This is a genomic window from Streptomyces violens (assembly GCF_000717745.1).
Lineage (GTDB): Bacteria > Actinomycetota > Actinomycetes > Streptomycetales > Streptomycetaceae > Streptomyces > Streptomyces violens.
This window is the reverse complement of the sequence record NZ_JOBH01000012.1, coordinates 79,174-91,155: the sequence shown is the minus strand read 5'-3', so window position 1 is coordinate 91,155 and position 11,982 is coordinate 79,174. Positions and strand designations below refer to the sequence as shown.

The 11,982-nt window shown below is 72.8% G+C and carries 12 protein-coding genes; 5 read left to right on the top strand and 7 right to left on the bottom strand.

The genetic code is table 11. The features are described 5' to 3' along the window. Positions 1–228: 228 nt before the first annotated feature. From lnt to fxsA, 3 genes are all read left to right on the top strand, one after another. Positions 229–1,941 carry an apolipoprotein N-acyltransferase gene (gene lnt / locus IF04_RS0123680; protein WP_030261443.1) on the top strand — a complete coding sequence of 571 codons (1,713 nt, stop codon included), beginning with the start codon at positions 229–231 and terminating at the stop codon, positions 1,939–1,941. Then, positions 1,938–2,717: a polyprenol monophosphomannose synthase gene (locus IF04_RS0123675; RefSeq protein ID WP_030261442.1), complete on the top strand. Its 780-nt coding sequence runs from the start codon at positions 1,938–1,940 to the stop codon at positions 2,715–2,717. Before lnt ends, IF04_RS0123675 begins: the two co-directional genes overlap by 4 nt. A gap of 142 nt (positions 2,718–2,859) precedes the next feature. Further along, positions 2,860–3,426 (top strand): FxsA family membrane protein, encoded by a 567-nt coding sequence (gene fxsA / locus IF04_RS0123670; RefSeq protein ID WP_030261441.1) that lies wholly within the window; start codon positions 2,860–2,862, stop codon positions 3,424–3,426. A gap of 69 nt (positions 3,427–3,495) precedes the next feature. Here the strand turns inward: fxsA and IF04_RS0123665 are convergent, their stop codons facing one another. The 4 genes from IF04_RS0123665 to yczE all read right to left on the bottom strand — a co-directional run bounded on the left by IF04_RS0123665 (position 3,496) and on the right by yczE (position 7,087). Continuing rightward, positions 3,496–3,873 carry an RNA polymerase-binding protein RbpA gene (locus tag IF04_RS0123665; protein WP_030261439.1) on the bottom strand — a complete coding sequence of 126 codons (378 nt, stop codon included), beginning with the start codon at positions 3,871–3,873 and terminating at the stop codon, positions 3,496–3,498. A gap of 257 nt (positions 3,874–4,130) precedes the next feature. Beyond that, positions 4,131–5,483, bottom strand: a complete 1,353-nt coding sequence (locus tag IF04_RS0123660; RefSeq protein ID WP_030261436.1) for an MFS transporter — start codon at positions 5,481–5,483, stop codon at positions 4,131–4,133. A 73-nt stretch (positions 5,484–5,556) separates the two neighbouring features. Beyond that, positions 5,557–6,348 (bottom strand): glycerophosphodiester phosphodiesterase family protein, encoded by a 792-nt coding sequence (locus tag IF04_RS0123655; protein WP_030261433.1) that lies wholly within the window; start codon positions 6,346–6,348, stop codon positions 5,557–5,559. A gap of 127 nt (positions 6,349–6,475) precedes the next feature. Continuing rightward, positions 6,476–7,087, bottom strand: a complete 612-nt coding sequence (yczE, locus tag IF04_RS0123650) for a membrane protein YczE (protein WP_106975657.1) — start codon at positions 7,085–7,087, stop codon at positions 6,476–6,478. A gap of 288 nt (positions 7,088–7,375) precedes the next feature. Between yczE and IF04_RS0123645 the strand changes: the two genes are divergently transcribed. Next, complete coding sequence (locus IF04_RS0123645) at positions 7,376–8,881, top strand: SCO1417 family PLP biosynthesis transcription factor (RefSeq protein WP_030261428.1); 1,506 nt, start codon at positions 7,376–7,378, stop codon at positions 8,879–8,881. Between the two features lie 140 nt (positions 8,882–9,021). Here the strand turns inward: IF04_RS0123645 and IF04_RS0123640 are convergent, their stop codons facing one another. Next, on the bottom strand, positions 9,022–10,620 hold the full coding sequence (locus IF04_RS0123640; protein ID WP_078600688.1) for a hypothetical protein: 1,599 nt from the start codon (positions 10,618–10,620) through the stop codon (positions 9,022–9,024). A gap of 40 nt (positions 10,621–10,660) precedes the next feature. Next, positions 10,661–10,855, bottom strand: coding sequence for a hypothetical protein (locus tag IF04_RS0123635; protein WP_030261424.1), 195 nt, complete (start codon positions 10,853–10,855; stop codon positions 10,661–10,663). 217 nt (positions 10,856–11,072) lie between these two features. On the opposite strand from IF04_RS0123635, the gene IF04_RS38830 reads away from it, so the two are divergent. Further along, a complete protein-coding gene (locus IF04_RS38830; protein WP_157847697.1) occupies positions 11,073–11,246 on the top strand; it encodes a hypothetical protein in 174 nt (57 codons plus the stop codon). A gap of 16 nt (positions 11,247–11,262) precedes the next feature. On the opposite strand, the gene IF04_RS0123625 is transcribed toward IF04_RS38830, so the two are convergent. Further along, on the bottom strand, positions 11,263–11,889 hold the full coding sequence (locus IF04_RS0123625) for a histidine phosphatase family protein (protein ID WP_030261421.1): 627 nt from the start codon (positions 11,887–11,889) through the stop codon (positions 11,263–11,265). Positions 11,890–11,982 lie beyond the last annotated feature (93 nt).

Here is an 11,982-nt window from a genome sequence, read left to right as displayed (position 1 = left end):
CGGGCCCCAGGTCGGCCCGAAGGGCGCCGGGCCCCGATCCGCACCCCCGCGGATCACCACCCCACCCGCACCCCGCCTCGTCACGAGGCGCCCTCTCCGTACGCGGCACGGCCCTCCCCCTCACCGAGAGCGACCGCGCGTACCCGTACCGGCCACCCGCGTCCCGCGTGCCCGCGCCCCGTTGTACCGTCGGCTCACCACCGCACGACCTGCAGGAAGGCCGCGACTGTGCCATCGGGCTCCGAAACCACCGCCGAAACCGTGCCAGGCCCCGCCCAGGGCCCTGGAGGGGACGGCCCCGCCGCCGACGGCGGCCCCGTGGCCACCGAGGCGCCCGACGCCGCAGACCGCCGCCCCGGACGCCTGCGCCGCCTCGCCGCCCTCGTGCGCCGCGAAACGCCGCGCACGGTACTCGCGGTCCTCGCCGGACTCGCCCTCGGGCTCGCCTTCCCCCCGTACGACCTGTGGCCGCTGTCGCTCCTCGCGGTGGCCGGGCTCAGCCTGCTCACCCGCGGCCGCACGGCACGTCAGGGCGCCTGGACCGGCCTCGTGTTCGGCTGGCCCTTCTTCTTCCTGCTGCTGAAGTGGCTGCACGTCGTCGGCTGGGACGCCGTCGTCGGCCTCGCCTTCGCCGAAGCCGTCTTCGTGGCGCTGCTCGGCGCCGGACTGGCCGTCACCTCGCGCCTGAAGGCATGGCCCCTGTGGGCCGCCTGCCTGTGGGTCGCCCAGGAGTGGGCCCGCGACCGCGTGCCCTTCGGGGGCTTCCCCTGGGGCCGGCTCGCCTTCGCCAACACCGGTACGCCCTACACCCCGTTCGCCGCACTCGGCGGCGCGCCCCTGGTGACCTTCGCCGTCGCCCTCACCGGCACGCTGCTCGCCGCCATCGCCGTGACGCTCTGGCAGCTGCGCCGGCCGGACAGCGCGGCCGGCACGCGGCTGCGCCGGGCCATCCCGGCCCTGGAAGCCTTCGGACTGGCCGCGGCCGTCACCGTCGCCGGGTACGCCGTCCCGGTACCGACCAAGGCCACCGACCACCTGGACATCGCCGTCGTACAGGGCAACGTGCAGCAGCCCGGCATGGACTTCCTCGGCCGCCCCATGCAGATCCTGGACAACCACGCCACGGCGACCGAGAAGCTGGCCGCCGACGTGCAGGCCGGCCGCGCCAAAAAGCCCGACCTCGTCATCTGGCCGGAGAACTCCTCCGACCTGGACCCCTTCCAGTACCCGGAGGCATACGACCGGATCAACGAGGCCGTGCGGGCGATCGGCGTCCCCGTACTCGTCGGCGCCCTCGTGGACCACCCGAGCAAGGCCGGCTACGTCTTCAACCAGGGCATCCTCTGGGACCCGAAGACCGGCCCCGGCGCCTCGTACACCAAGCAGCACCCGGTGCCGTTCGGCGAGTACGTGCCCTTCCGCAAGGAGCTCAGCAAGGTCATCACGCGCCTCCAGCGCGTGCCGCGCGACTTCTACCCGGGCGACCACACCGGCGTGATGAACATGGCGGGCGCCAAGCTCGGCGACGTCATCTGCTTCGAGGTGGCGTACGACGAGATCGTGCACGACACCGTGAACGCCGGGGCCCGCGCCCTCATCGTGCAGACCAACAACGCCACCTACGGGCGCACCGGCCAGCCCGAGCAGCAGCTCGCGATGTCCCGGCTGCGCGCCGTCGAGCACGGCCGCGCCGTCGTCACCGCCGCCACCAGCGGCATCAGCGCCGTCGTCGCCCCGAACGGCGAAATCACCCACCGCATCCCCGAATTCACCCAGGGCGTCGTCAGCGCGAGCCTTCCGCTGAGGGACGAAAAGACCGTCTCCGACCGCGTCGGCGCGTCTCCGGAATGGGTGATCGCTATGGTGGGCCTTCTGTCCTGCGCTGCCGCCTTCGTGCTCGGCCGGCGCGGGCGTACGAAGGACGAGAAGGGGCAGCAGTGACAGACGGCGCACAGGACGGCGGGCGGCGGCAGTACGGACCGCTGGGCGACATCTTGGTGATCATTCCGACCTACAACGAGGCGGAGAACATCAAGCTCGTCGTCGATCGGGTGCGCGCAGGAGTGCCCGACGCGCACGTACTGGTCGCCGACGACAACAGCCCGGACGGCACGGGCAAGCTCGCCGACGAACTGGCCGCCGCCGACGACCACGTGCACGTCCTGCACCGGCAGGGCAAGGAGGGCCTGGGCGCCGCCTACCTCGCGGGCTTCCAGTGGGGCATCGAGCACGGCTACGACGTCCTGGTGGAGATGGACGCCGACGGCTCCCACCAGCCCGAGGAGCTGCCCCGGCTGCTGACCGCCCTGAAGGGCGCCGACCTCGTGCTCGGCTCGCGCTGGATGCCCGGCGGCCGGGTGGTGAACTGGCCCAAGTACCGCGAGTTCCTCTCCCGCGGCGGCAGCACGTACTCCCGGCTGCTGCTGGACGTGCCGATCCGGGACGTCACCGGCGGCTTCCGGGCCTTCCGCAAGGAGACGCTGCAGGGGCTGGGCCTGGAGGAGGTCGCCTCGCAGGGGTACTGCTTCCAGGTCGACCTGGCCCGGCGGGCGGTCGAGGCCGGCTACCACGTCGTCGAGGTGCCCATCACCTTCGTCGAACGCGAGCGGGGCGACAGCAAGATGAACCGCGACATCGTCGTGGAGGCCCTGTGGCGCGTGACGGCCTGGGGCGTCGGCTCCCGCCTGGAGAGGCTGCGTGGCAAGAAGGGCCACTGAAGTGGGCCTGTGGATAACTCGGGGGCGGTCGGTGGTGGGGGCTAGTTTTGGGGTGTGTGGTGGTGGCGGGGGAGGGGGTCCCACTCACCGGTTCGGGGAGAGGGAGGGGCCCTACCCACGGCGGACCAGGCACACTTGAGTCATGACGTCCGCCACCACGCCCCCGCGTTCCCGTCCGCCCCGTCGCTCCCGCGCCCGCCGTCTGGTGCCGCTCGGCATCGCCGTCTGGGTCGTCCTGGAGGTCTGGCTGCTCACCCTGGTCGGGCAGGCAGCGGGCGGACTGACGGTCTTTCTCCTGCTGGTGGCCGGCGTGCTGCTCGGCGGTTACGTCATCAAGCGCGCGGGCCGGCGTGCCTGGCAGAACCTGGCGGGCGCCTTCCAGCAGCCCGGCGCCGACCCGGCGAAGCCGGCCCCGGAGACCGGCGGCGGCAACATGCTGCCGATGCTCGGCGGCCTGCTCCTGATGTGCCCCGGGCTGGTCTCGGACGCGGCGGGCCTGCTCTGCCTCTTCCCGCCGACCAGGAAAATCCTCCAGCGGCGCGTGGAGCGCCTGCTGGCCCGCCAGGCGCCCACATCCCCCGGCTCCTTCGCCGACGCCTTCCAGCAGGCGCGTATGCACGCTCCGGACGGCAAGGTCGTCCCGGGCGAGGTCGTCCGCGACGACGAGCCGCCGGCCCCGCCCCGGCAGGACCCGCCGCTGCCCCGCTGACAGCAAACGCCACGAGGGCCGGTATCCCTGCCGCAGCAGGGATACCGGCCCTCGTCGTGAGGTCCGCCGTCAGGCGGACTTCTTGTTGCTGTCGCGCGGGTGCACAGCGATGTTCATGGTGCCGGAGCGCAGGACGGCCAGCCTCTCGGCCAGCACCTCCTCGAGCTCCTCGCGGGTGCGCCGCTCCATGAGCATGTCCCAGTGCGTACGCGCGGGCTTGCCCTTCTTCTCCTCAGGGCCATCGCCATCCACCAGAAGTGCGGGAGCGCCGCAAACCTTGCACTCCCACTCCGACGGAATCTCGGCCTCTACCGAGAAGGGCATCTCAAAGCGATGTCCCTTCTCGCATGCGTACTCCACCGCCTGGCGCGGGGCCAGGTCGATGCCGCGGTCGGTCTCGTAGCTGGTCACCACAAGTCGCGTGCCGCGAAGAGCTCGCTCACTCATGAATCGTGCCTCCCGGGCTTTGTCGCCCACAGGACAGGTGTCGCTGTCGTCGTCATCCGGTCAACGTCCGGTCGGCGGTGAAGATTCCCGAATTCGGGACCCAGGTCGCCCGTCGTGCCGCCCCTTGTTGTACCCACCAGCGCCCGGTTTGTCACATCTGGCAGCAGATGTCACCCGACGCTGTCCGAAGTTCAGCGCGCAGTAACGGTCCGCCTGGTGAGCCAAAGGCGTACACTACCGGGCCGCGTCCCACTTGCCTAAATCAGGTCGGGGACGCGATTTCCGGCCGCCGTCGCCGCGCGCCGCACGGGCACGCGGACGAGCAGGACAAATCCGATCAAGAAGAACGCCGCCAGCGAGGCGATCGCGTCGCGGTAGCTGCCCGTCATCTGGTACGCGATACCGAAGACCAGCGGCCCCAGCCAGCTCACGCCCCGGTCGCTGATCTCGTACGCGGCGAAGTATTCGGCCTCTTTTCCGCGCGGGATGAGATGCGAATACAGCGACCGCGACAGGGCCTGGCTGCCGCCCAGTACGAGCCCGATCGCCACGGCCAGGCAGAAGAACCACACGGGCGCGTGCGCGGGCAGGAAGTACCCCGCCACAATCACCGCCGTCCACGCCACCAGCGACGCCAGAATCGTCCGTTTGGCGCCGTACCGCCGGGCCAGCCGGCCCATCAGCACCGCGCCCGCCGCCGCCAGTGCCTGCACCAGCAGCACCGCGACGATCAGCGTCGTCTGGTCCAGGCCCAGCTCCTCCGAGCCGAACACCGATGCCTGGGTGATCACGGTTTGTACGCCGTCGTTGTACACCAGGTACGCGAGCAGGAAGGCCAGCGTCAGCGGGTACCGGCGCAGATCGCGCAGCGTCTCCCGGAGCTGCCGCAGGCCGCCTCCGGGGGCCGGGGACGCGGCCGTACGGAGCGGGCGGCGGTCCCGGAGCCGGCGCAGCGGTACGAGTGTGAACACCGCCCACCACAGGCCCGCCGACGCCAGGCAGATCCGGATGGCGTCCTCCTGCGAGACGCCGAAGGAGGCGTGGCCCGCGTACAGGACCAGATTGGCCACGAGGACCAGCGCGCCCGCCGCGTAACCGAACGCCCAGCCCCGTGAGGACACCGCGTCCCGCTCCTCGGGGTCCGCGATCTGCGGCAGGTAGGAGTTGTAGAGCATCATCGACACGACGAACGACACGTTCGCGACGATCAGCAGCGCCCCGCCGAGCAGATAGCGGTCGCCGCCCAGGAAGAGCAGCCCCGTCGTCGCCGCGGCGCCCGTGTACGCGCACCCGCCCAGCAGCGGCTTCTTGCGCCCGGTGCGGTCGGCGACGGCCGCCGCCAGCGGCATCGCCAGTACCGACAGCAGCAGCGAGGCCGACACCGAGTACGCGTAGAACGATCCGGCCCGTACCGGGATGCCCAGCGGGTGGACGAATCCGTGCGCGTCGGCCGCGGCCTTCGCCACGGACGTCAGATACGGCCCGAGGAACACCGTCAGGACGGTCGTCGAGTAGACGCTGTTGGCCCAGTCGTACCAGTACCAGCCGCGCTGCTCGCGCCGCCGGTCGGCCACGTCCTTCGGCTCGGCCGGCTCGACAGCAGTGTGCACACCCACAGGTTCCCCCTTGCGCTCCCCGTCACGGCGGCGGAAGCGGTCGCGGTGCCGGAACCCGTGGGTCGGGTCAGGTCCAGGCGCCCCGCGCGGTCAGCACATCCCGCAGCGTGTCTATGTGATCGGTCATGATGCCATCTACACCTAGATCCAGGAGATCCGCCATCCGCGCGGCGTCGTTCACGGTCCAGACATGCACCTGAAGTCCGAGCTGCCGGGCCGCCTTCAGGAAGAGCCGGTCCACCACCCGTAGGCCCGCGTGCCGCTCCGGTACCTGTACGCACACCGCGCTGCGCCGTACCGCGGCGCCCAGCAACCGGTCCAGCGGCAGGCTCCGCCCGTAGGAGCGCAGCCGCAGCCCCGCCACTCCACGGGTGCCCAGGGAGGTGGCCAGCCGGCCGCCCGCGAGCTGCTGCGCCCGCCCGGCCCGCGCCTCCGAGAAGGAGCCGACGCACACCCGGTCCCATGCTCCCGTACGGCGCAGCAGCGCCAGCAACGGGCGCAGCGCCGGCTCGGCCTTCACGTCCACGTTCCAGCGCGCCTCCGGGAACTCCTCCAGCAGCTCCTCGAAGAGCGGCAGCGGCTCCCGGCCCGCCACTTTGGCCTGCCGCACGGCCCGCCAGGGCAGTGCCCCGATCCGGCCGCTGCTGTCGGTGACCCGGTCCAGGGTGGCGTCGTGGAACGCCACCAGGCGGCCGTCCGACGTGGCGTGCACGTCCGTCTCCAGATAGCGGTAGCCGCGCTCGACGGCGCGGCGGAAGGCGAGCGCGGTGTTCTCCAGGCCGTCCGCCGCGCCGCCCCGGTGGGCGAAGGCGAGCGGCGCCGGGTGGTCGAGGTACGGGTGGCGGGGGCGGGGGCGCAGGACGGTCACGCGGGCAGTATGGCTGGCGCTCCGTACAGAGGGGCAGCGGGGGCCGGTCCCGGAGGCGCGGTCCTGGCCCTTGAGGTGCTGCGGCGCCGGCCTCCGTAAGCCGCGCCCCTCAGCCCCCTCAGCCCCCGCAGCCCGTGACCGTCTCCGGTGTCGCCGCCGTCGGCTCCTGTGGCGCCGACTTACCGGTGACCACCCGGGACGGCTCGTCCAGGCCCTTGATCGCGAAGAGCCGCAGGAAGAACTGCGCCATCGGGCCGATGGCCAGTGCGTACACGACGGTGCCCACGCCGACCGAGCCGCCGAGCGCGAAGCCCGCGGCCAGTACGGTGATCTCGATGCAGGTACGGACGAGGCGGATGGGGCGGCCGGTGCGCAGATGCAGCCCGGTCATCAGCCCGTCGCGCGGCCCGGGACCGAAGCGTGCGGAGATGTACAGCCCGGTCGCCGCGCCGTTCAGGGCGACCGCGGCGGCCAGCACCGGGATGCGCACCGCGAACGACGAGGACGCGGGCACCAGGGCCATCGTCGCGTCCATCACCAGGCCCAGCACGATCACGTTCGAGACGGTGCCCAGGCCCACGCGCTGCCGCAGCGGGATCCACAGCAGCAGGATCAGCGCGCCGGAGACGATCGTGACCGTGCCGATCGTCAGGCCGGTGTGTTCCGCGATGCCCTGGTTGAGCACGCTCCACGGCTCCAGGCCGAGGTCCGCGCGTACCATCAGCCCCATGCTCACGCCGTACAGCACCAGACCGACGTAGAGCTGGACCAGTCGTCGCGGCAGATGGCGTCCGCGGGGCCGCTCGGCGGCCGCCTCCGGCTCCCCCTCCCGGCCGTCCGCCGGACCGCCCTCCGGCCCCTTTTCCGACCCCTCCGCGGGCTCCTTTGCGGACGCCTTTGCAGGTCCCTTTGCAGACAACGCGTTCCCCTCCTGGCAAGATTGGACTGTAGGAGGTCAGCCTGTGGCGGGCTGACAGCCGGGTTCCATGGCCAATCACGGAAAGGTGGACTGGTCGAGATGGCGCAGTGGACTTCAGCGGTGGGTGCGGCCCAACTCGCCCGCCTGGTGCGGTCGCAGGACGACCGCGCTGCCTCGGCGGCGGTCGGCGGCCGCCGCATCCCCGCGTACCGGACCCTCGCCGACGGCGTCCGCCTTCTGGTGCTCGAAGGGCGGGTCCCGGTGGCCGCGCGGCTGCCCGCCGAGCGCGAGCTCGCCGCCGCGCTGTCCGTCAGCAGGACCACCGTCGCCGCCGCCTACGAAGCGCTGCGCGCCGAGGGCTTCCTGGAGTCGCGGCGCGGCTCGGGAAGCTGGACCGCCGTACCGGCCGGCAATCCGCTGCCCACCCGGGGCCTGGAGCCGCTGCCCCCGGAGGCCGCCGGCTCCATGATCGACCTGGGCTGCGCCGCGCTGCCCGCGCCCGAGCCCTGGCTCACCCGCTCCGTGCAGGGCGTCATGGCGGACCTGCCGCTGTACGCCCACACGCACGGCGACTACCCGGCCGGACTGCCCGCCCTGCGGCAGGCCCTCGCCGACCGCTACACGGCCCGCGGCATCCCCACCATGCCCGAGCAGATCATGGTGACCACCGGCGCGATGGGCGCGGTGGCCGCGATCTGCCGCCTGATCACCCGCCCCGGGGAGCGGGTGGCCGTCGACTCGCCCTCGTACGCGAACATCCTGCAGCTGATGCGGGACGCCGGGGCCCGGCTCGTCCCCGTGGCGCTTGCCGAGCGGCTCGGCGGCTGGGACATCCCGGCCTGGCGCCAGGTGATGCGGGACGCCGCGCCCCGTATGGCGTACGTCGTCGCGGATTTCCACAACCCCACCGGCTCGCTCGCCACGGAGGAGCAGCGGCGCGGACTGGTCGCGGCGGCCCGCTCGGCCGGCACGGTCCTGGTCGTCGACGAGACGATGGCCGAGCTGTGTCTCGACCCGGGTGTCGAAGTGCCGCCCGCCGTCTGCTCGTTCGACCCCTCGGGCAGCTCGGTGATCACCGTGGGCTCGGCGAGCAAGGCGTTCTGGGCCGGTATGCGCATCGGCTGGGTGCGCGCGGCCCCGGACATCATCCGCAGCCTGGTCGCCGCCCGCGCCTACGCCGACCTCGGCTCCCCGGTCCTCGAACAGCTCGCCATCACGTCGCTGTTGGACGGCGGCGGCTGGGAGGAGGCGGTCGCCATCCGGCGGGACCAGGCGCGCGAGAACAGGGACGCGATCGTCGACGCGGTCCGGCGCCACCTGCCCGACTGGGAGTTCAGCGTCCCCAGCGGCGGCCTCACCCTCTGGGCACGCACGGGCGGCCTGTCCGGCTCGCGCATCGCGGAGGCGGGGGAGCGGCTGGGCGTACGCGTGCCGTCGGGCCCGCGCTTCGGCGTGGACGGCGCCTTCGAGGGCTTCGTACGCCTCCCGTTCACGGTCAGCGGCGCGGTCGCCGACCAGGCCGCCTCCCGGCTGGCCGGCGCCGCGCACCTCGTCGCCACCGGCCGCTCCCAGGACACCGACACGCTGCACTCGTTCGTGGCCTGACACGCGGCCCCGGAGGATGTTCCGACACGCGGTCCCGGAAGGTGATCCGGCACCGGCTTCCGGAGGAATGGTCCGGGCGGCCGCCGGTGGAGCGCGTCACCGGTGGCCGCCCGGAGAACAGGGCCCGTAAGGGCGGTCGGTCACACCGCCCCGGAGGCGGTGCCGGCGCGGTACCCGAAGTCCGCGGTGTCGGCGGGCGGGGCGGCGGCCGCGGGCACGGAGCCGAGCGCCGTGCGCTCCGGGAGCAGCGCCAGTACCGCCTGCCGGTGGTACTCGCTCGTCGCATCGTCGAACGGATCGGGTGTGGCGGGCACTTGGAGGCGGAGGACCGGGCCCGAGCCGAGCCGGGCGTAGCCGCGCCCCGGCGGGACCTGGTCGGCGGGCGTGGTGTCCGGGAGCGCGCCCAGGACGGCACGTACGTCCTCCGGGCCGGTGGGCCCGAGCACGACGCGCGCCCGGGTGTGGGCGCGTACCGGCTCGCTCAGCAGCTCCGCGCTCTCGAACTGGTCGGCGACGGCCACGGTGACGCTCGCGGCGCGCCCGTGGCGCAGCGGCACTTGGAGGAGGCGCTGCGGGTCGTCGCGGCCCTCGGCGGCGGCGAGGTGGGTCAGCGCGCTCGGCCGGTCGATGAGGACCCACAGTGGCTGGCGGATGTCGTCGGGAACCGGCAGCCCGGCCTGCCGCGCGCGGTTCGCGGCGATCAGGCGCCGCTCCGTCTCGTGCGCCGCCCACTCCAATGTGGCCAGCGCGCTGGTCAGTCCGCACTCCACGCCGAGCACGCCGGGCCGCCCGAGAAGGAAAGCGAACTCCCCGGTTCCGCTGCCGTCGATGACCAGTACGTCACCGTGGCAGAGGGCTTGCAGGGCGATCGACCGCAGCAGGGTCGTGGTGCCGCTCCCGGGGCGCCCGAGGGCCAGCAGATGCGACTCGGTGGAGCGCGGCCCGGTCCGCCAGACCACCGGCGGTACGTCCCGCGGCTCCGCCTCCTCGGCCGCGCCCGCCACCGGTACGGTGCGCTGCACCGCGCCCGCGTCGGTGAAGCCCAGCACGGTCTCGCCCGGCGTGGTCACGAACCGCTGGGCCGCGATGTCGGTCGGCAGCGCGGGCAGCACGGTCAGGACGAGCTGGTTGCCCTCCTGGTCCCACGCGAAGTGGTACTCCCGGCCGCGCCCCGACTTGGCGAGCAGCACCTGTTCGATGCGGACCCGGGACTGGGGCTCGGCATCGGTGAAGTACACGGGGTACTTCAGGCGCAGCCGCGCGAGCCGCCCGTCCTCGTCGAACTCGTACTCGGGGAAGGCCGCGGCCCAGTCGCCGTCGTGCACATACAGCGGGTTCGGGTCGCCCTCGAAGCTCAAGTACGGCACCAGCGCCTCGTACAGGGCGCGCAGCCGGCCGGTCTCGGCCTCGGTCGGCCCGGCGTCGGCGGGCGCCCGCTCCCGGCCCGCCCAAGCGGCCGCCGCCATCACCGAGATGAGGCCGAGCAGCGGTCCGTACGGCACGAGCGCCAGGGACACCAGGCAGACGGCCGTCGTGGCCAGCAGCGGGCCCCGGCGCTCCCGCGGCGTCGCCGACCACCGCTGCCGGCCGGCCGCGCACAGCCGGCCCAGGCCGCGGCCGATGACGAGCAGCGGGTGGAACACGTCGGAGGCGCTGTCGGCCGCGGTCCGCGCGAAGTCGCGGCCGCGGGTGAGGGGAGCGCTGTTGCTCAGGATGCTGGGCAGTGGACGCCGGGGCACGGAAGGTCTCCTGGGGATGCGTGACGACTCGGCAGGACTCTCAGAGCGAGAGCCCCTTGAGCAGACCCGCGAGGCTCGCGCCGCCGGCCTTGATGCCCGGGGCGATGGCGGTGCCCGCGAGATAGAAGCCGAACAGCGCGCAGACGATGGCGTGGGAGACCTTCAATCCGTCCTTGCGGAAGAACAGGAACATGATGACGCCGAGCAGGACAACGCCGGAGATGGACAGGACCATGGGGGTTCTCTCCTGGGTGGTGGGGACGGTCACCATGAGTTCTTCCAGCCTCACAGCCCGTATCAAGCCCGGCAAAGCCGCAAATGGGTGATTTATCGTTGAAACCGCCCAATCGGGCCCTGTCGTAGCGCAATCTGCCCCGGAGTGTGCCTACAAGCGCCGTAGATGCCGGTCGCGCCCCTTGTGCGGCACTTCGGTGCACAGGAATGTGGGCGCCATGGCCGTCACCGTGCGACCGCACTGCTCGAAGTGCTGTCCGGTCGTCCCTCCGAGGCCGGTCGTCCCCCCGCGCCTGCCCGGCTCCGTGTGGGTCGGCTTCATCCTCTGCGCCGTGGCCCTCATCGGAAGCTGGGCGCTGGTGATGTGGCTGTTCAGCAGCCTCTTCAGCTGACCGGGCAGCAGCCTCTTCAGCTGACGCCGCAGCCCGTCGCCGGGATGTCGATGTCCGACCAGGAGACGGCCGTCCAGCCGTCGGCCGGCGTGCCCTCCAGGACGACGACCGCGGTGTTCGGGAGGGGGTGGGCGATGGCGAAGTCGGCGTCCAGGTTGCGGGCGCGCGCCGCGGACCAGGTGCGTATCGCCGCGCCGTGGCTCACCACGGCGGCCGCCTCGACGCCGGAAGTCGCGATCTCCTCGATCACCGCGTCGTAACGCGCCAGCATCTCCACGCCGTTCTCGCCGCCGGGCATCCGCAGCTCCGGCTTCCCGGCCGGCCAGGAGAACGCCACGCGCTGGTACTGGTCGTTCGACGCCGCGTCGCCGCGCATCTCCAGGTCGCCCGCGGTGATCTCGCGCACGCCGTCGCGGATCACCACGTCCAGGCCGCGGGCCTCGGCGAGCGGCGCCGCGGTGAGCTGCGTGCGCACGAGGGTGGAGGCGTAGAGCGCGTCGATCTTCTCGTCGGCCAGCCGCTCCGGGAGCGCCGCCGCCTGCTGCTCACCCAGCTCGGTCAGGCCGGGCCCCGGGGCCGTGGTGTCCAGCAGGCGGCCGACGTTGGACGGGGTCTGACCGTGACGGATCAGCAGCAGGCGCATGGGAGAACTCCGGTCGGGGCGCGGGCGGCGCCCCGCACGGCGTGTGTCCGTACTGGCGCGCCGCCCGTACGGCACGTACGTATATGGGTTATG

Excerpts from the sequence above, each read along its gene's own strand:
- fxsA (WP_030261441.1), top strand. The coding sequence starts at position 2,860 with ATGACGTCCGCCACCACGCCCCCGCGTTCCCGTCCGCCCCGTCGCTCC.
- IF04_RS0123665 (WP_030261439.1), bottom strand. The coding sequence starts at position 3,873 with ATGAGTGAGCGAGCTCTTCGCGGCACGCGACTTGTGGTGACCAGCTAC.
- yczE (WP_106975657.1), bottom strand. The coding sequence starts at position 7,087 with ATGGGGCTGATGGTACGCGCGGACCTCGGCCTGGAGCCGTGGAGCGTG.
- IF04_RS0123645 (WP_030261428.1), top strand. The coding sequence starts at position 7,376 with ATGGCGCAGTGGACTTCAGCGGTGGGTGCGGCCCAACTCGCCCGCCTG.
- IF04_RS0123635 (WP_030261424.1), bottom strand. The coding sequence starts at position 10,855 with ATGGTCCTGTCCATCTCCGGCGTTGTCCTGCTCGGCGTCATCATGTTC.
- IF04_RS38830 (WP_157847697.1), top strand. The coding sequence starts at position 11,073 with ATGGCCGTCACCGTGCGACCGCACTGCTCGAAGTGCTGTCCGGTCGTC.
- IF04_RS0123625 (WP_030261421.1), bottom strand. The coding sequence starts at position 11,889 with ATGCGCCTGCTGCTGATCCGTCACGGTCAGACCCCGTCCAACGTCGGC.